Here is a 20033-nt window from a genome sequence, read left to right as displayed (position 1 = left end):
TCCTATTATAATTTAACACATTTTATTATTTTGTAAAACTCTTTTATATAGTAGATTGACTTTTAATGCTAGATAATTATATTATAAAGAATAGTGTCTAACATAAAAAGAAATACTTAAATTGATACTTTATTTGTAAATTATGAAAGGTATGAAAATAATGAATTTTAAACAATTAGGTCTTAGTGACGATTTAATCAAAATACTAAATAAATCAGGGATTGCTGATCCCACACCAATACAGAAGCAAAGTATCCCCAAAATAAGAGATGGTAAAGACGTCATTGCAGAAGCAGCTACAGGAACTGGGAAAACCCTTGCATTTTTACTTCCTCTTTTAGAAAATATAAATTCAAAATCTAATGAAATTCAGGCTCTCATATTGACTCCAACTCGAGAGCTTGCAATACAAATAACTAATGAAGCTAACAAACTCAAAGAATTTAATGATATCAATATATTACCTGTTTACGGAGGTAAAGATATTGCTTCGCAGTTAAAAAAACTAAATAATAATATTCACTTAATTATTGCAACTCCAGGCAGACTATTAGATCATCTAGAAAGAAAAACTATCGACTTAAGTAAGTTAAAAACTTTTATCTTAGATGAAGCAGATCAAATGTTACTAATGGGATTTAAAAACGAAGTTGAATCGATTATAAGTAAGATGCCTAGAAAAAAACAACTTCTTTGCTTTTCAGCTACAATTGACTCTTCTGTAAAAAAACTAGCTTATAGATATATGAAAGATCCTATTGAGGTATTCATAAAACAAGATGATATAGCTCTAGATGCTATAGAACAAGATATTGTTGAAACTACTGATAGAAAAAAACGAGATGCTTTATGCAAAGTTCTAGATGAAGATAATCCATTTATGGCTATTATATTTTGTAGAACAAAAAGAAGAGTTGATGAACTTGAAGTAGTCCTGCATACTCGTAAATATAATTGCGAAAAATTACATAGTGACATCCCCCAAAATAAAAGAGAGAGGATAATGAAATCTTTTAGAAATGCAGAAATTCAATACTTAATTGCTACCGATGTTGCCGCAAGAGGATTGGATATAAATGGAATAACACATATTTATAATTACGATATTCCTGAAAGCGTGGAAAGTTATATACATCGTATTGGTAGAACTGGAAGAGCTGGTGAAAGCGGCTATACATGCATGTTTATAGATCCAAAGAACATAAAAGACGTCAACGAAATTGAGGATGCAATTGGATTTAAAATAAGAAGACGAAATGTAGAAATATAAAATTCAGACCACTAGCAGTTTTGAAAATACTAAATCAAAATTCTGTATGAATAAAAGTCCTCTACTAAAAATAATTTTAAACTTAGTGGAGGACATTTTTTAATACCATTCTTAAATATATAATTCAATTCATATTTATCTAAATAAGCCTTTGCATCAATCTATGCTAATTATATATCTGGTGGATCCTAAAATAAGTAAATACAACAATCTGTTATTTATATAAATCTCCTGCTAAATACAATAATTTATCATAATCCTGAATAAAATATTCCTTATTATCTCTTTTCAAAATCCCTTCTAAGCAAAGCTTATTCAATGTTCTACTTAAATGCCTATAACTTGTTCCTAGCAATTCTGCTATTTCAATATAATTTTCTCTAAATACAATTTTTCTAGTATTTGAATTTTCAATTTCAGAGAATGCTATTATATAACTAGCAAGCCTATTTTCAAGTGGATATAATAAGTTTATTGAAGTATTAGTACTGCTATTTGTTAATTTCTCACTCAAATAGCTACATAAATTCACCAAAAACTTACAATCATTTATTAGAATTTTTCTTACAATATCAAATCTAATTCCTATACAGTAAGTGTCCTTAATTGCTTGAACACTGCAATCTGTTGGATTATTTCTCACAAATTCAGCATCTCCAATTATTGTAATCGGACTATAAAATGATATTAATAATGATTTACCATTTTCTAGATGCTTAGATACTTTAGCTTTTCCCTCAACTAAAAAATACATATTTTCTAAAATCTCTTCTTCCCTACAGATATATTCATTTTTATTAAACATATATAGTTCCATATATCTTCCCATATCTTCTGAAAATAGGTTTTCTAATTTATTTTTATTTATATATTCTGAAATCCTAATATTATCTTCTATCTTTATCAATGAAGTCAACTCCTAATAAATATTGAATAAAAAAATTAATTTTAAACATGACATTTGTCCTATATAAATCTCATTATAGTAATTTACAATATAAAGAGCAACTTTCCTATCAAAATAACTCTTAAAACTATTTATAAACAAAATAATAAATTTATTTAAGGAGATAGCACTTATGTATAATATTTTATCATTACTAATAGGCGTACTTATAACTATTATGATTGCTTTCAACGCTAAATTATCTGACGGACTTGGCAACTATTCTTCTTTAATTGTAATTCACTTTGTAGGATTAATAATTGTTATAGGAATAGTCATCTTTAAAAAGATTAAAATTACTTTTAAGAATAATTTACCATTATGTCTTTATATTGCTGGGGCTATTAGTGTTTTCACCGTTATGTTTAATAACTTAAGCTATGCAGCTCTTGGAGTTTCTCTTCCTGTTGCATTAGGACTTCTAGGCCAACTATTAACTTCATTAGCTTTTGATCACTATGGATTCTTAGATGTGCCAAAGTCTAATTTTAATAAGAAAAAATTTATAGGCCTCTTAGTTATAACAGCTGGAATCTTTATCATGTCATTTTTTTAAAAGAAAGGAGCAATTATTAATATGTTTTTTGTTTTAATTTCGATAGCAGCTGGCGCTATTGTAGTAATTTCAAGAATTCTAAATACTAGACTTTCTGAGAAGGTAGGGTTAGTACAATCAAGCTTTTTTAATTATATTACTGGTTTAGTTGCATCAATATTATTATTTATTATTATAAAAGATAAATTTTTACTTGAACAATTTCGCACTCTTCCACTTTATGCTTATTTAGGTGGTCTATTAGGAGTAATTGTTGTCATCTTATCTAGTGTTATAACGCCAAAGATGACCTCATTTTATGCCACTTTATTAATATTTATTGGACAACTTTTTACTGGAATCATTTTGGATTGTGTGATACAAAATACTATTCCATTAGCCAAAATCATCGGGGGACTTTTAGTTGTCTTAGGTTTAGCGTACAATTTGCATATAGATGCATCTACACAAGAACTTACAGAATTAGATGAAAATATTATATAGGCTAATCTACAAATATGTAATTATAAAAAGAGGTAACATACAAAAACAAAGTGTTACCTCAAAATCCACATATTATATTTTACAGTGTTTATCCTATAAATACATATTTAATCCATTTAATTTAAGCCATTCATGTTTTTCTTTATAATCCGGCATTATTTCATGAACTCTATTCCAGAAATCCTTTGAATGATTCCTGTGGTCCATATGGCACATTTCGTGTACAACAATATAATCCAAAACATCAGGTCTTGCCATACTACATCTCCAATTAAATAGAATAACATTTTTCCATGTGCAGCTTGCCCATCTTCTTTTTTGTTCCTTAACTCTTATACCTGTAACCTTGTCTCTAAAATTCTTTGAATAATAACCTATTCTTTGTGTAACAATCTCCAAAGTTTCTTTTCTATACCACTTTTCAAATGCTGCCCTTAATTTTTCTATTTCCATTGTATTTGTGTGTATTATAAAACATTTCTCCTCATTACTGATATCTATATCTCCTAATAGCTCTTTACCATTTCTATATACATTATTAAAATTTCCACTAAGTTGAATAGATATGTTCTTTATTTTTTCATCAAAAATTAATTTAAAAGAATACTCTTTTCCTAAATATATAAATGTGCTTTTTGATGTAAAATCTCTCTTAGTCTTTTTTGAATTTCTTTGAATCATTTCTTTCTGCTTTTCAAAAATCCAATCTGACCTTTTTCTCACAACTAACATAATATAATCTTTGCTAGTTTTTAAAGGAGCACTAACAACAACTTTTCCACTTTCTTCAATTTTAATACATATAGTTTTTCTTTTCCTCCGAATTAACTCAAATTCTATAATCTTCTTTTCAAACTCCAATTTATATTTCATTTTATCTCCAAATTATTAAATTTGCATTATAATTATTAAAATGAGTAATTACCTAAATGCAAATTTACTATAGTAACTTATTTATGCATCAAATTCAATATGCATTTCCTCATCAGCTCTATCCCATGTGACCAAATAGCCTTGACCATGCGAACAAAATACTGATGTTGACGTATATTCAATATCAGCGTTTTTATTGTATGCTTTAGTTTCTATTACTTCTTCACTATTATGGCATAAATCATATCCATCATATATTAAGTTTATGCTGCCTTTCCCTCTTGTAAAAGCTATAACTTCCATACTGTAATCCATAAATGTTGATACTGGTCCCCTCCCATTTATTATCACTTTATTTTCTAGCATTTCTATAGGTTCAAAAGTTCCACTTAGTTTTTGAATATCTGCTAAAATTCTTCCAACATGTTCATTAGAGGCTTCTATTACAAATTTATAATATGGTTCCAATAGTATATTATAAGCTTTCTCTAATCCTTGCCTTAATGCCCTAAATGTTGCCTCCCTAAAATCTCCCCCACAAGTATGCTTATTATGTGCTCTTCCAGTTAATAGTGTTAACTTTATATCTGTTATAGACGATCCTGTTAATATACCATGATGCTCTCTCTCAAAAATATGCGTTCTAATTAAATTCTGATTTCCTTGAGTCAAATCATCGTCATGACATTTATTTTCAAAAACAATTCCACTATTCCTTGGCAATGGTTCAAGTTTAAGATGCACTTCTGCGTAGTGTCTTAATGGTTCAAAGTGTCCACGACCTATAGATGCTTCTGCTATAGTCTCCTTATAAATAATTTGACACTTACCGAAATCAACTATTAAACTAAACCTTTCTTTAACTAACTCCTTCAATACCTCTAGCTGAATTTTCCCCATTACATGCACATGGATTTCTTGAAGAATTTCATTCCATGTAACATTTAGTGATGGGTCTTCTGATTCTAGCACCTTGAAATACCTTAAAACTTCACGAGCATTGCAATTTTTATCAAAAATCACTTTAGACATTAAGGTTGGAGTCATTTCGTATTGTGTTTTTTCTTTTAGATCCCCAATACCATCTCCTGCTACTGCCTTTGAAATACCTGTCACAGCAAATAAATCTCCAGCTTCTACAACATCTACTGCTTTAAATTTTTTCCCATTATATATTCTTATACTGCTTATTTTTTCAGTAATTTCGTTAGAATTATTTTGTACATGATCTAATTCTTTTACGAATTGACCACCATAGCTTACTTCCTCTCTAACCTTTAACTTTCCTTTTAAAGCTTTAATAAAAGTTACACGATTTCCATTTTCATCATGACGAATTTTATATACACGCCCAGAAAATTTTTCATTACTTTTATACTCTGTATATGTTAATTTATCAATAATATTTAGAAATTCTATTATTCCATCATCTTGAAGTGCAGATCCCCCAAAACATGGAAATACTTTGTTTTCTTTTATGAGTGATATAAACGTTTTTATCCAAAGATCATAATCATAGTTTCCTTCAATATATTTTTCTAAAAGTCCATCATTATGCTCACTTATAAATTCTATTAAATACTCATTTAAATTGAACTCATCAAATTTGTTTATATCATCTATTTCTTTTTTGCTGTCATAAATAAAATTATTATCTATATAACACGCATCACTCGATAAATCTCTTTTTATTTCTCTTATAACTCTATCTTTATCTGCTCCAGTTCTGTCTAATTTATTAATGAAAAATATAGTCGGAATCTTATATTTTCTTAATAAATTCCACACTGTCTTTGTATGACCCTGTACTCCTTCAACTCCGCTTATAATGATTATCGCATAATCCATAATTTCTATAGACCTTTCCATCTCTGCACTAAAATCAATATGTCCTGGAGTGTCAATTAAGTAATACGTAGAACCATTAAGTTCAAAAGTCCCTTGATCAGAAAATACAGTTATTCCTCTTTCTTTTTCTATATTATGACTATCTAAAAATGAGTCTTTATGATCTACTCTTCCTCTATTTGCTATACTTTTGGTATGATAAAGCACTTGTTCTGAAAATGTGGTCTTCCCTGCATCAACATGTGCTAAAATCCCTATTGTCTTTTTCATCAAATCATCCTTATAGTTTATTTATAAAATAATTATTTATCTTTAATCTTCTACTAGTATTTACTTAAAGTATATCACATAAATTATTTGGAAGTAATATAAAACAAATGCACAATATTCAACTAAGTAATCTCAAAGAAAAAACATAATTTAAATTTTATCTATAATTATCATAATAATTATTATATAAAATAAATTTCTTCTTCCCGTAAAATTATTTACTGAAAATTGTGCATTAGTATTAATACAAATAATTTAGTTCTAAAAATTATTAACTATTCTTTATTTTAAGTTATCTATAATTGTATTTCTTATATTCTCTGCTAAATTATACTCTTCTTCTTTAGATAAATTTTTAGTATCAATAGTTTTCCCAAATACCACTTTTATTTTTGTAGGTTTAAATTTCCTAGTATCTTCAAATGCTCTAGAAGCCCTATCTATACTTACTGGCACTATCATAGCTTGAGATTTAGTTGCTAATTTCAAACTTCCTTTTTTGAATTGCCCTACTTTTCCTTCTTTATTTCTAGTTCCCTCTGGAAATATAACCATTGAACTTCCATTCTTAATATTTTCAATTGCTTCATTTATTGATGCAATGGCAGCTCTTGTATTACTTCTGTCTAAAGGTACACATTTACTCTTTTTCAACCAGTAACCTAATATTGGAGTTTTTAGCAATTCCCTTTTAGCAATAAATCCCATCTTCTTATTCACAGTATAAAGCAATATTATTATATCTAATATACTTGAATGATTACCTACAAACACGCATTGCTCTTCAGGTATATTTTCCGTGCCCGTCACATCTAATTCTATTCCTATTATTTTTAAAGTGAATTTACTCCAAAGATATGCAGTTTTTCTTACATACTCCTCAGCAGATTCATCACCCTGAGTTCTCAAAATAAATGTATGCTTAACTCCTTTTATCCTTACCCACAGCATATAAAAAACATAACATATTTTTTTTAAAAACATTTCTTGATTTCTCCTTTTTCTTTCGTCTCCAATTATTATATAATTTCTACCATATTATACTCTTTTTTTATTACATTGGCTATTTATATATGTAAAAATTATATAATTTCATTTTTTAAATTCACAACTAACTCAAATTCATGTTAATCTTCTTACTATCAAGTATAACATCAAAACCATATACACATTTAGATTAATGTACTCAAATACTAAAAGTAAAAAAACATAAAACTAATATTCATAATCGGTTTTATGTTTCTCCTGGATTAATCTTCATTAAAATTTAAAGTTGTTTTATACCTATCAAAGCCAATTATAGTTTTATCGAAAACTTCATTTGCATTATTTAAGTATTCTTCCGGCTCGTTCATGGCCGTTCCAAAATGAGTTAATAAAAGTTTTTTAACATTGCCTTTTAGTGCTAAATCAGCTGCTTCTCTAAAAGTCATATGTTTATTTTTAATAGCTTTAGGTAAATCTTTATCATCTCCATAAGTACCCTCACAAATGAAATAATCACTATCATTAATAAATTCTATTATATTTTTAATTGGTCTTGTATCTGTAATTATACTGACTTTTATTCCTTTCCTCTCTTCTCCCGTTACCATATCATTAGTATATAAAGCACCATCTAGCACAATATTTTCTTCATTTCTTTGCAACCTATTCCACAGAATTTTAGGAACTTTATTTTTTTCAGCTTTCTCTACATCAAATTTTGGATGCCGTTTAAAATAAAAACAATAACCTATACATGGTGAAGAATGATCTAACTCTAGAACTGATATATCTACATCTAAATTTATATTACCATCAAATAATTTAAAGGTATCTTTAGGATTTTCTATTATATTAATTTCATAAGGCAACCAATTTGCTATTACTCTTAATTTTTCTACTGTTTCTCTTATTCCTTCTGGTCCTATAATTGTTATGGGTTCAGTTCTTCCACTATTACCTATCGTTCCAAGAAGTCCTGGAAGTCCTACAATATGATCGCCGTGGATATGAGTAATGCAAATAACATCTATAGACTTAAATCCTGTATTTAATATTCTCATTGATACTTGAGTTCCTTCACCACAGTCAACCAGAATTTTCCTTCCTCTATAGTTTATTAGTGTAGCTGATAGAAATCTATTGGGCATAGGCATTCCACCTCCGCAACCTAATAAAAGTATATCAATCATCTAATTTCACCTCCTTTATGTAAAATACATTAAATTAGCTTGTCTAAAAGCAAGTAAATCCAAAATTATCTAGTGACTATTATGTATATCTCTAGTAAATACCAAGTCCGCTTCATTAGATAACTCTTCATTAAATTCATAACCATCGTGATTGAATTCTTTTAATTCTTCTAAATCTTCTATTTTATTTCTTATAATAAAAGAGGTCATCAGCCCTCTTGCTCTTTTCGCCATTATAGTTATTATTTTATATTCTCCATCTCTATATTCCTTAAATATTGGTGTTATAACCCTTATGTCTCCTATTGTTTTAATATCTTCTATTGCTTTAAAATATTCATAAGAAGCTAAATTAACAATGGCATTATTTTCACGTCTTTCTATATCTTTCATAATATTACCTATTAATTTATTCCCCCAATAATCATATAAATTTTTAAACCCACCAATACCTAGCCTTGTTGCCATTTCTAACCTATAAAGATTTATTCCATCAAAAGGCTTTAAAACTCCATAAAGTCCTGATAAGATTCTTAGATTATCATTGGCATAAAAATAATCTTCCATCGTATAACTCCCTACATCAATTCCCTTAAAAACCTCACCTTTAAATGCAACTAGACACTGTCTCGCAGATTCTAAAGACTCTGACCAATTTTGAAATCTTTGGGTATTTAATTTAGCTAGCTTAGGACTTATTTTCATAAGCTTTTCCAAAGAGAAATTATCATATTTTTTCAACTCCTCAACTAATTCTCTAGCCTCATTTAAGAAATATGGCTTAGTCATTGGTAATGTCTCATTAAACTTAGAAAAATCTAAAGTTTTAGCTGGGGAAATTATTATCATCATTAAGTTTCTCCGCCTTTCATTTATAATATACTTCTTCTAGTTAATATAAATTTAGTATTAAATACTTACTTTGTGCTGTTCAAGTTACTTTTGAAAGTTTTATTCGTAATGAATTTATTATTTTATGGCCTTATTACTTATCAAATAAACCTCCACCGTTACCCACTTTTACACCTTTAGAATGTTTTCCTATAACTTTTTTTGCCCTTTGATTATTTTTACTGTTATTATTTTTTTGCTTCTTTTCCTCAATTATTTTTTTCATAATTTCTATGCTTTTATCGTTCATGTAAAATTCCTCCGTCGTATAACATATTTCTCTCTGCATTTAATCTTAATAGAATAATTTGCAGCTTATTAGATCTTTAAATATAGATTTATTATTGTAACATATATAATTTAGTTTAATAGTTACCAAATTATTTTACAATATAGAAAATGCATTAAAATTCATGATTACTACATAAAAAGATTTGTTTATAATTTATGAAAATTTTCTAACATTTACATATAAAAATAACCGGATAAATAAAATTAATCATTATTAACTAGTTAATTTAATAGCTAATAATGATTAATAAATAATATTATTAAATTTAGAAATTCTTGGCAGTTTCCTTTGCTTTATCTATAGCTTCTTCTAGTATTTTATCAACATTTTCTCCTTGTACATCTAATTTCTCAGCTGAAATAGTTGTAATGTCTTTTATTCCAAAAAAGCCTAGTATACTTCTTAAATAGATACCATCAAGCTCATATGGTGTTTCAGCATATGAGCCACCTCTTGCCGCAATATATACAGCCTTTTTATTTTCTAAAAGTCCTACAGCTCCTTCTTGTGTGTATTTAAACGCAATTCCTACTACACTTATATAATCAACATATGCCTTTAATATCGCCGGAACACTTAAATTCCACATTGGTGCTGCTATCACATATTTATCAGCTTCTGCAAATTGATATGCATACTTAAGTGTTGGATGATTTTTACTTTCCTCATTTTTAGGTCCAAATACTGTATCTAAATCCTTACTTCTTAAGAAATCTATATCTTCTTTATACAAATCTAATGTAATAATTTCATCATCAGGATTATTTTTTTTATATTCATCTATAAATACATCCGAAATTTTAAAAGTTCTTGATTTTCCTTCTGGTTTTGCATTTGCTTTAATATATAATACTTTGTTCATGTATCTATCTCCCTTACTATATTATTCATATATAAGTTTGCACAGCTTTTTTATTTCTATTACTAAAAACTGATAGTTTTCTTTTACATTGATTTCTCCCTATCAGTTGCTAGACTATATTTCAGAAAAAGTGCTTTTATATTATATGTTATTTAGTTTAATGACAGACATATATGAAAATATTATTTTTCGAATTTTGATTGATTAAATTATTAATATCTTTTAAAGTATTCTATATACAATTATTACTCTTATATACTTATTCTAATAGATTGAAATTCATCATAAACTAAGAAAATTATTGTCGTTTGCAAAATTTTGTTGTTATAAATCGTATTAAGTATTGGAGGGGGTAAAAATCAAATGGATGAGTTGGACAATAACAAAGGTTACATTCATTACTTAATAGAAACGTATTCCGATATGCTGATTCGAATTTCGTATTCATATATGAAAAATTTAAGTGATGCCGAAGACATAACCCAAGAGGTTTTTATAAAACTACTTGAAAAACGACCAGATTTTAAGAACGGAACACATGAGAAATCCTGGTTAATTAGAGTTGCTATAAACTTAAGTAAAGATAAATTAAAGTCTTCTTATTTTAAAAATACTACATCATTAGAAGATGATTTTGTTGATACAACTCAGGAGGATACTGATGTAATCCAAGCAGTACTTAGCCTGCCAGTAAAATATAGAAGTATCGTTTTTTTATATTATTATGAGAATTATAGTATTTCTGAAATTTCTAATATTTTAAACATAAAGGAATCTACTGTAGGTTCACAACTTAGCAGAGGACGAAAATTGCTAAAATCTATACTAAAGGAGGATTTTGAATATGAATAAAATTAAGAGCTCTTTTTCCAAAATAAAAGCAAGTGAAGAATTTAAAGACAAGCTAAAAATGGAATTGCTAAATAATACTTCACAATTAGGGAAAAAAACAACTGTAAATTATTATCCATTTGGATTAAAAGTTGCTGCTGTATTATTAATATTTTTAGGCACTGCTAGTTTTAAGCTAATTATAAACAATACATATAAACCAGAAAATATAGATGCAGGAAATACGACGTATGTCTCAAAAGATGAAGTAGATAAATTCACTAATGATAATTCAATTTCTTCTCCTGTTTCTAACAAAAATGATAACCATGCTATTGATAATAGTAAATCAAATGTAAAAGCTGAAAACTCTGCTGGTATAAAAAATAGTTCAAATTCTCATGATAATTCGCCAAGTACTAACAATAAGTATAACAATAATAATAATAGTAGTAATAATAAAGTTAAATATTCTAAAGAGACACCTTCAGGAAATACTAACACTAATAAAAATATAGCATCAGTTTCACAAAATTCTGATGATAATAATTTAACACCTTCAAACGATATAAATTCATCACAATATGCAACGACTTCAAACACTACTAATGATAATTCTAACAAGAACGGGGCTTTGTCCCTTAATTCAACCTTGAGAAGTTTTAGTTCGAATGCAGTATACATTCCAAAATTCCAAATACCAAATATTCAAGAAAAAACCAAATCCACAAAAATGGTTCCGTTAATTATTTACAATGGAAATGTATATCTCAAATCCCCTATATCGATAGATTCAAAAAGCTCAAAAAATATTTTAGGAAGAAAAATCGGTACTACAATGGGTGCATTAAATGAGATTAATCCTATGAATACCTATTCTAAAAATATCATTTCTAATATAGGCACTACTGATGTATATGCTGTAAACGGATATGATGAGGATTTTAGAATAATGACTAATGTAACTTTAAGTGATGGGACAAATTCCCCCGAAATTTATGAGTGCCTTAATGGAATTACAATAACTACTGGCAATGACTTTTTCGGAAAACTTAATCTCCCGGGAAATATCGTGAATGCCAGAGTTCAAATTCAAACATTTAGTAATTCGAATAGTGAAAAAGAGAACTTTTATACAGCTAGTGATCTTAGTTTTCTTAATTCTTTTGTTCGAGAACTAGACAATTCAACTCCATATCTACCAGAAAATATAGAGAATTCTTTAGATGATTATAAAAATAATGATAAATGTAAAAAGATATTTTTGGATTTAAAAGATGGTAGTAAAAATATTCCTTTTACGATATTAAGGAATGGTTATATATACTATGGAGAATATCCTACAATCTACTTTAAAATTAGCACTAACTTTATAAATAAAATTTGGGGTACTCCCTCTATAATTGACGCTAATTAATCTGTGAATAAAAAAATAGTAGGGTCTGTCTGTTATATTCCCTACTATTTTTATAAAAGTCTTCTTAACATAATATATTTATCAATATTCTATTTAAATAACTCTATTCTAGTGCCTTTGAATTCATAAATTCTTTAACAATTCCATCACAATTTTCAATATTCACAAAAAATATTACACTATAATATATGTTATTTTCTTTCCAGATATAATTAACCTGAGGCACGATACCTTCTTGTGAACGTTTAAATACTTGATTATTTTCAATTCTTAATTCTTCAACTTTCTTCTCTACGTTTCTTTCTTCATTAATTTTAATATACTTATTTCTCATTATTTCATCATAAACTGATGAATTCACAGACTGACTAAATGTTATCGAACCATTTTTGTTTGAATAAAGATTATTTATTTCATAGCATGTTTTTTCTTTGTTATTATTCAAATCTCCAACTAACCTAGCAGTGGAGTTAGTTATACTTATATCATTACTAATTCTAATTGGAAATTTAGGATCAAATCCGAGAGCATTTTTTGCTTCTTCTATATCTTCTCTATCATAAATGTTCATTTCTATATTTCCATCATTAAGATTCTTTATACAATAATTTGAATCTTTTGTGTCCTCAGGATATTTTAACGATTTCACTATATTTTTTATATCATCACTTGAAAGTTCTAATGAGTTATTACTACTCTTTTCGCTTTTAGACTCCGATTTATATTCCACACTATACCATAATCCATCATCTTTCCATGAAAAATAATTATTAACAGCTTTATTTCACTTAATTGGTTTTCCATAGCTTTTTTTACCGGAAATGTGGTTGTTAAAATAACACTTAATCCGTTTATATCTCCTACTTTCATTGGTTGCTTGGAGATTTCCACCTGAGAATTTTCTAATGCCTTAGATTTCCCATTTTCTATCACTTTTAATGATTCTGAAGGATCTTGTTCCGATATTTGTAACGAATATATTCCATCTTTATTTCCGTAAACTATTTCTAAAACGTTATCTTTATCAGAAATCCTTTTTAATTGAAGCTCTTGAACTTTGTAGCCATCTGGAAAAAAATCTGGAATTTTAAATCTAAAGTCCGATACCTGCTCCACTCTTTCTATGTCATTATAAAATTTTATAGGTGCATCAATAATAAATTTATGTTGTTCCTTCATCTTATCCATGTTATTTGAACCTATTTCATAAAGACTATTTTCTTGCGTAGCTTTAGCAACTATAAAATTTGTAAAAAATACTGCTGTTATTGCAATGCAACTTAGAATAAATCTTGTTAATTTATTATTATATCTATTTCCCAACACCTTCCCCATTGTATTCCTCCTTTTATTCATTATTGTTTTCCTTTTAGCTATGCATATTTTAAATCATTCCAATATTCTAAGAGTATGGAACCAGACACTTCTTAATCGTAAATAATTTATAGAAATTATTTATAAAGAAATTGAGTTGTCCTTTAGCTTCTTATGATATAATTATTGTAATAATTTTACAATAATTATATCATAACTTTTGGTTTATTAAATTTGTTTTTTTAAAACATTTTTCCTTATTTTATAAACATTTAAGCTCAATTTTCACTTATTTCTTTATCATTATTGTCTCTCAGCGTATAAGTAAATATTAAGGATAATAACTATTCTCTAGTAGAATACACTTATAAAAGAATATAATTACTCTAATGTAATAAAGAACTATTTGTCTATTTATTTCTCCCATATTATAATTAGGTATAAAAATATCTATTATTAGAGCTTAAATACCTAAATAACTAAATTATTTTCGTGGAGGATGATAAAATAATATGATAGATTTACTTTATAAATTATTGCCTATGGTATTCTTACTAATACTGAGTCAAGCTATCTATTTAAAGTTCGATGAAAAATACAAATTTACAGATATAATAAATTCAAAAATTAAAGTTCAACAAAAATGGAAACAATCTATTTGTATACTCTTTTTAGCGATTTCTTTATTATTTATTGCCGCTATTGGTATTTATGTGATTGAAATTCCTACAATTGTTTACTCTATGTTATGTGGTGTTTTAACTGGTACAAGCATTGGTATTTCGAACAAAATAAAAATTAAAAATAGTTTATAATATGTATTTTCTAAAAAATTTAGTTCATTGAAACTTATCTTAGGCTATTAATCTATATAAACTAAATAATTTTATAATGAATAAATTATCTTATTGAAAACTTATATATAAATTAGGGAGCTGCCGCTAACAGATTTTAATCTGATATCCACAACTCCCTTTGTATTTTTATTTTTAATTTTCTGCCGAATTTAAATCTATCTTATCAATTTCAAACCAAAAGTTAACTCCACCTTCAGTGTTTTCCACTCCATAAGCATTACTATGAAGATCTGCTATTGCCTTTACTATAGATAAGCCTAAGCCATAACCCCCATAAGATCTTGTCCTAGCTTTATCTACTTTATAAAAACTATTCCATATCTTATCCAAATATTCATCTGGTATATGCTTTCCTGTATTAAATACATTTATTCTTATTTTATCTTTAACACTAATCTTAGTTATCCCAATAATCTTATTATTGTCTACATGATTAATTGCATTATTAATGTAGTTTGTAAGTATTTGCTCTATACGAGTCATATCTCCATATACAATCACGCTTTCTCCGGGTTCAAATCTGATTTCTATGCTTTTTTCTTCGAAAGTTGATTTATATCTATTAAGTACATATTCTATTAGTGATACTAAATTAAATTCTGTTTTTTCTATATGAAAATAACCAGATTCAATTTGTGATAAGTTTAATAAATCTCTTACTAATTTGTTCATTTTATCAGTTTCATTCATAATAACATCACAGTAAAATTTCCTATCTTCATCGCTTTCTGTAACATTGCTTACAAGACCTTCCGCATAGCCTTGTATTACTGATAGCGGAGTTCTTAACTCATGAGAAACACTTGAGATAAATTCTTTTCTCATTTCATCTATTTTTCTTTCCTTCTCTATATCTTCTTCTAATTTCTTATTCTTTATATTCAATTCCGTAATTGCCCGACTTAGCTCTCCAGATAGATAATTAACGCTTTGTCCAAGCTGCCCGATTTCATCTTTTCCATTTATGCTGCATTTTTTACTAAAATTGAATTTAGACATATTCTGCGCTATGCTGTTTAATTCTAGTATTGGTTTTGTAAATCTTTTTGAAAACCAAAATGCCCATAAGCTCCCTAAAAGTATAATTACTCCTCCAATAATTAATATAAATCTATTTGCAATATCAACACTTTCACTTATTGAGACTAATGGAACTCTTATAGCAAGGATGTCACCATTACTTATTTTGGTTACAAGAGTTAGAAAGTCTATTTTAAGTTGAACATCTCTTCTATTTTCAAATGTATACTTGCCCTCACTATATGTATTGTTAATCTTATCATTTTGAACATCAGAATCTGGTGGTGGCTCCATATTAGGTTTAAATTTATTTCCCATATTATCAACTATATTTTTTTCATTTGGCAGTCGTCTTGAAGATTTATATATTAGCTTACCATCTTTATCTCTAATATCAATACTACCACCTACTATATTAGCGGTCCTATCCAATTCATCTTGAATGTCATTTGGATCTCCGGTGTACATATCAACTAAATGCTTTGCATTATTTTCAAGCATATTTTCTTTATTCTTAATATAGTATTGCTGAAGATATAAGTTATTTAATACCCATAAAGCAGAGATAAAAAAAACTAGCAATAAAGTTATAGATAAAAAAAGTTTTGATCTTACTGACTTACTCATACCTATTCCTCAAATCTATAGCCGTAACCACGTACTGTTTGTATATAATCACTTTTTCTATCTAACTTTATTCTTAATCTATTTATATGTGTATCCACTGTCCTTAAATCTCCATAATAATCGTATCCCCATACCTTATCTAATATTTGTTCTCTACTTAATGCTTTTCCATAATTTTCAGAAAGATAAATCAATAGTTCATATTCCTTAGGACTTAAATCAACAACTTCTCCATCTATAACTACTTGATGAGCACTATGGTCTATTGTCAATCCATTAAAATCTTTGAGTTCTTTACCTTTATCTTCTGAATTTGCCCTTCTCAGAACAGCATTAACTCTCGCGATTAGTATATTAGGACTAAAAGGTTTTGATATATATTCATCAGCTCCAATATCTAATCCAAAAACTTCATCAAATTCCTCACCTCTTGCAGTTAGCATAATAATCGGAACTTTAGATTTCTTTCTTATCTCTCTGCATACAGTAAACCCATCATATTCTGGCAGCATTACATCAAGAATTATTAAATCTATATTTTCCTCACTAGAAAACAAATTCATAGCTTTCTTTCCATCATCAGCCTCAATTGTTACATATCCTTGTTTTTTTAAAAAATCTGTTACGAGTTTTCTTATTAATGGTTCATCATCAACAACTAATATCCTTTTCCCCTTCATTATATCCCTCCACAAAAATATCAATCATTCTTATTGTAGCTAATTTTTGTTACAAACATGTCACAGATCATTCTTATATCTTAAAATAAACAAATATTAAGATATGCATTATAAATTTTCTTGTCTTATTTAATATAACTAACTGTCTCTAATATTCACTAACTTTATCCTTAACTAGCGATAGCATATCATAAATTTCTGGATATTCAAATAATTCTCCAGATAAAAGCATATTATTAAATTCTTCTATAGATACAAATTTCACGTTACTAACCTCTTCCTTTTGAAGGATTAATTTCGATAATTCAACATTCTTATATACAAAATATATATCCCAAATAGAATTTTCGCGAAATATTCTACGAATAAAATTTAATTCATCTTTTTCAATAGATAATCCAATCTCTTCCTTAACTTCTCTTAAAGCCCCTTCCGCTGTGTTCTCTCCACTAACCATACATCCTGTAGTTAGCCCCCACATATTAGGAAGTACATCCTTGTTACTTGACCTTTGTTGAATTAATATTTTGCTGCTGTTATTAATTATCCACACTTCAGTTGCTAAATAATATTCACCATCTTCTAACTTTTCGGACCGTTCTTTTCTTACTCCAGTTTTATATCCTTTATTATTGTATATATCTCTTAATTCCATATTGCATCTCCTATTTAATTAATATAAAGTTGATAATCAATTATATATAGCTTTATTTCTTTTTGAAATATTATAATAAATATACTATCATAAATTATAATATTATATTTCATTTAATGCGAATTTCTTCCATATAAATTATAAATTTTTAAAATAAATATCGCATAATTCAAATGAATTTGCGATATTCTAGCATCTTATGTTTATATACAATAAATCTAAACTAATTAAATTTGATTTATCAATAGCTAAATCCTATTTCATAGAATTTTTTAGCTTTATTATTTCATCAACTCCAACTTTATATCCTCCTGATTCCCTTAAGGATTCACCTATCTTCTCACTGTTAATCTTAAAGTTATCGTCTGATAGTATCTCAGCTACACATTTATTTAGTGCTTCCGGCGTAATTCTATTTTTTTCTATCACAATTCCTGCGCCAAGTTCAGCCACCCTATTAGCCACAAAGGGTTGATCAACCGATTGAGGTATTAAAATTAACGGTATGTTAAAGTATAAGCCTTCATTTGTACTATTCATACCACCATGAGTGATAAATACATCTGCATATTTTAATACTTCTAATTGTGGTACATAGTTACGAACTATAAAGTTGGATGGAATATTTTTAAACATACTTATATCAATTTTCCTGCCTACAGACATAATAACTTTTACATTCATATTGCAAAAAGCTTTAAAGCAACACTCATAGAATTCAATAGAATTATTGAATATAGTTCCTAGAGATATATAAATTACCTTCTTATCCTCATCATTTGATAAATCAAAGTCAATACTTTCTTTTCTATCTATTACTGATGACCCAATAAATTTATAACTTTCATCAAAACTTTCGCTATATGGTTGAAAGTACTTAGATGTATATACAATATTAAGCATTCCTTTCTTTTCAGATCTATCTACCATGCTAGGAAACTTTATATTATACTTCTCTTGTAATTGATTGACAAAGTCCACATAATTATGACTGCTTAGAATTTCTTTAATCTTTGGCTTAGCTCCTTCCATCTTTAACTTAAATTCTTGTGAGATTGGTAGATCTAACAAACTTTTTATTATTTTTTCATTTATTGCAAAAATGCTACTAGAAGAAATTGTTGGTATATTTAATACTCTTCCCACTTCTCCACCTAATACAAACGAAGAATCGTAAATAATATAATCAAATTTTTCATCTAATTTGAAGATCTCTTCGATTATTTCTTTAAAAGTATTAAGGGCATTCAATAGTTTTTCATTAGTTTCTAAATTTAAACTACTGGTAATTAAACTAGATAAATCAAATAAATTTTTATGCCCAATAAACTTAGCACCTGTTTTTTCTATTTTATCTCTAAACTCTTCTCCTGCTATATATGTAACATCTTCTCCCCTATTTATGAGCTCCCTAACTATTCCTATAGTTGGATTAACATGTCCGTGACCTAACATATTTACAAATAAAGCTTTTGACATTTTTTTCACTCCTTTGCCCTTATATATTTATATTGATGATTCGCAAATATTTGTTTTTTGCAAGACTTTAAATATTAATTTTATATTATCTAATGTTTATTTAAAAAATCCACGTATTACTAAAAAGTAATCCATGGATTTTTATTTTTAAGAAAGATTTAAAACCGCTTATTTGGTTGGATTTGATATGCTGCCATGCTTATATTTTGGCAATACTCCGCATCAAAGTCTGGTACATCCCAATCTATTTCAGATTTATGGAACACGCCTTCATTGTGACTACCTTTTTCTATATATACTTCTCCATCCTGTATTATTGTAACTGGCATCAAGCTTCCAAACCTTACAGCTACTGGACCTTGTATAGTTTCATCGCTCATTTGCATAAATTTTCTATCCTTAGGAATAAAAATCCCGTCACATTGCCAATCACTAGGAATAGTTTCTCCTGAGTGGAGAACATACCACGAATTATCATGGTTTCCTCCATCTGTTTCTCTTCTTGGTCCATATACAATAATAGTTTCAGATGTTGAATTCGTTATTATAGCATTCTGATCCTTATGTTCTAACTTTTTTTTAGTCGCAATAGTCATAGTTGAACTACTCATATTTCTCCTACTTTTATTACTTTTTATCTTACGTTACTAATATACCCAACATTAATTAACTATACTCATACTAT

21 protein-coding genes are annotated in these 20033 nt (G+C 27.6%); 6 read left to right on the top strand and 15 right to left on the bottom strand.

What is annotated here, in order from left to right:
- The first annotated feature begins 160 nt into the window (after positions 1 to 160).
- Positions 161 to 1270 (top strand): DEAD/DEAH box helicase, encoded by a 1110-nt coding sequence (locus AXY43_RS23695; RefSeq protein WP_039770495.1) that lies wholly within the window; start codon positions 161 to 163, stop codon positions 1268 to 1270.
- 214 nt (positions 1271 to 1484) lie between these two features.
- On the opposite strand, the gene AXY43_RS23690 is transcribed toward AXY43_RS23695, so the two are convergent.
- Positions 1485 to 2177, bottom strand: a complete 693-nt coding sequence (locus AXY43_RS23690) for a cyclic nucleotide-binding domain-containing protein (protein ID WP_039770497.1) — start codon at positions 2175 to 2177, stop codon at positions 1485 to 1487.
- A 172-nt stretch (positions 2178 to 2349) separates the two neighbouring features.
- On the opposite strand from AXY43_RS23690, the gene AXY43_RS23685 reads away from it, so the two are divergent.
- On the top strand, positions 2350 to 2772 hold the full coding sequence (locus tag AXY43_RS23685) for a DMT family transporter (RefSeq protein WP_105412277.1): 423 nt from the start codon (positions 2350 to 2352) through the stop codon (positions 2770 to 2772).
- 21 nt (positions 2773 to 2793) lie between these two features.
- Entirely contained in the window at positions 2794 to 3255 is a 462-nt protein-coding gene (locus AXY43_RS23680; RefSeq protein ID WP_011969068.1) for a DMT family transporter, read from the top strand.
- 93 nt (positions 3256 to 3348) lie between these two features.
- On the opposite strand, the gene AXY43_RS23675 is transcribed toward AXY43_RS23680, so the two are convergent.
- The 7 genes from AXY43_RS23675 to AXY43_RS23650 all read right to left on the bottom strand — a co-directional run bounded on the left by AXY43_RS23675 (position 3349) and on the right by AXY43_RS23650 (position 10468).
- Positions 3349 to 4128: a M48 family metallopeptidase gene (locus AXY43_RS23675; protein ID WP_105412276.1), complete on the bottom strand. Its 780-nt coding sequence runs from the start codon at positions 4126 to 4128 to the stop codon at positions 3349 to 3351.
- A gap of 81 nt (positions 4129 to 4209) precedes the next feature.
- Positions 4210 to 6246 carry a GTP-binding protein gene (locus tag AXY43_RS23670; protein ID WP_105412275.1) on the bottom strand — a complete coding sequence of 679 codons (2037 nt, stop codon included), beginning with the start codon at positions 6244 to 6246 and terminating at the stop codon, positions 4210 to 4212.
- Positions 6247 to 6528: 282 nt separating this feature from the next.
- Positions 6529 to 7230, bottom strand: a complete 702-nt coding sequence (locus AXY43_RS23665) for a lysophospholipid acyltransferase family protein (protein ID WP_011969065.1) — start codon at positions 7228 to 7230, stop codon at positions 6529 to 6531.
- 266 nt (positions 7231 to 7496) lie between these two features.
- Positions 7497 to 8423 (bottom strand): ribonuclease Z, encoded by a 927-nt coding sequence (locus AXY43_RS23660; RefSeq protein WP_105412274.1) that lies wholly within the window; start codon positions 8421 to 8423, stop codon positions 7497 to 7499.
- 69 nt (positions 8424 to 8492) lie between these two features.
- Positions 8493 to 9275: a peroxide stress protein YaaA gene (gene yaaA, locus AXY43_RS23655; protein WP_023974684.1), complete on the bottom strand. Its 783-nt coding sequence runs from the start codon at positions 9273 to 9275 to the stop codon at positions 8493 to 8495.
- A gap of 133 nt (positions 9276 to 9408) precedes the next feature.
- Positions 9409 to 9564: a hypothetical protein gene (locus tag AXY43_RS28195; RefSeq protein ID WP_011969062.1), complete on the bottom strand. Its 156-nt coding sequence runs from the start codon at positions 9562 to 9564 to the stop codon at positions 9409 to 9411.
- Positions 9565 to 9871: 307 nt separating this feature from the next.
- Complete coding sequence (locus AXY43_RS23650) at positions 9872 to 10468, bottom strand: FMN-dependent NADH-azoreductase (RefSeq protein ID WP_077830667.1); 597 nt, start codon at positions 10466 to 10468, stop codon at positions 9872 to 9874.
- A 363-nt stretch (positions 10469 to 10831) separates the two neighbouring features.
- Between AXY43_RS23650 and AXY43_RS23645 the strand changes: the two genes are divergently transcribed.
- The gene (locus AXY43_RS23645) at positions 10832 to 11320 is read left to right on the top strand and encodes an RNA polymerase sigma factor (protein WP_011969060.1); all 489 of its coding nucleotides are present in this window, start codon (positions 10832 to 10834) and stop codon (positions 11318 to 11320) included.
- A complete protein-coding gene (locus AXY43_RS23640) occupies positions 11313 to 12716 on the top strand; it encodes a hypothetical protein (RefSeq protein ID WP_105412273.1) in 1404 nt (467 codons plus the stop codon). Before AXY43_RS23645 ends, AXY43_RS23640 begins: the two co-directional genes overlap by 8 nt.
- 103 nt (positions 12717 to 12819) lie before the next feature.
- Here the strand turns inward: AXY43_RS23640 and AXY43_RS28190 are convergent, their stop codons facing one another.
- Positions 12820 to 13446: a hypothetical protein gene (locus AXY43_RS28190; protein WP_243099103.1), complete on the bottom strand. Its 627-nt coding sequence runs from the start codon at positions 13444 to 13446 to the stop codon at positions 12820 to 12822.
- Entirely contained in the window at positions 13395 to 14051 is a 657-nt protein-coding gene (locus AXY43_RS28185) for a hypothetical protein (RefSeq protein WP_243099102.1), read from the bottom strand. The genes AXY43_RS28190 and AXY43_RS28185 overlap by 52 nt, the downstream gene beginning before the upstream one ends.
- A 491-nt stretch (positions 14052 to 14542) precedes the next feature.
- Here AXY43_RS28185 and AXY43_RS23630 point away from each other — a divergent pair, with 491 nt between their 5' ends.
- Positions 14543 to 14845: a hypothetical protein gene (locus tag AXY43_RS23630; protein WP_017208926.1), complete on the top strand. Its 303-nt coding sequence runs from the start codon at positions 14543 to 14545 to the stop codon at positions 14843 to 14845.
- A gap of 174 nt (positions 14846 to 15019) precedes the next feature.
- Here the strand turns inward: AXY43_RS23630 and AXY43_RS23625 are convergent, their stop codons facing one another.
- The 5 genes from AXY43_RS23625 to AXY43_RS23605 all read right to left on the bottom strand — a co-directional run bounded on the left by AXY43_RS23625 (position 15020) and on the right by AXY43_RS23605 (position 19959).
- The gene (locus AXY43_RS23625; RefSeq protein ID WP_077868100.1) at positions 15020 to 16534 is read right to left on the bottom strand and encodes a sensor histidine kinase; all 1515 of its coding nucleotides are present in this window, start codon (positions 16532 to 16534) and stop codon (positions 15020 to 15022) included.
- 2 nt (positions 16535 to 16536) lie between these two features.
- Positions 16537 to 17214, bottom strand: a complete 678-nt coding sequence (locus tag AXY43_RS23620) for a response regulator (RefSeq protein WP_017208924.1) — start codon at positions 17212 to 17214, stop codon at positions 16537 to 16539.
- A gap of 148 nt (positions 17215 to 17362) precedes the next feature.
- Positions 17363 to 17869: an NUDIX hydrolase gene (locus AXY43_RS23615; RefSeq protein WP_041895770.1), complete on the bottom strand. Its 507-nt coding sequence runs from the start codon at positions 17867 to 17869 to the stop codon at positions 17363 to 17365.
- Between the two features lie 255 nt (positions 17870 to 18124).
- Positions 18125 to 19348 carry a macrolide family glycosyltransferase gene (locus AXY43_RS23610; protein ID WP_105412272.1) on the bottom strand — a complete coding sequence of 408 codons (1224 nt, stop codon included), beginning with the start codon at positions 19346 to 19348 and terminating at the stop codon, positions 18125 to 18127.
- Between the two features lie 158 nt (positions 19349 to 19506).
- Positions 19507 to 19959, bottom strand: a complete 453-nt coding sequence (locus AXY43_RS23605; RefSeq protein ID WP_105412271.1) for a hypothetical protein — start codon at positions 19957 to 19959, stop codon at positions 19507 to 19509.
- Between the last annotated feature and the right edge of the window lie 74 nt (positions 19960 to 20033).

The organism is Clostridium sp. MF28, assembly GCF_002969175.1.
Taxonomy (GTDB): domain Bacteria; phylum Bacillota; class Clostridia; order Clostridiales; family Clostridiaceae; genus Clostridium; species Clostridium beijerinckii.
This window is presented reverse-complemented; position numbering and strand designations above follow the sequence as displayed.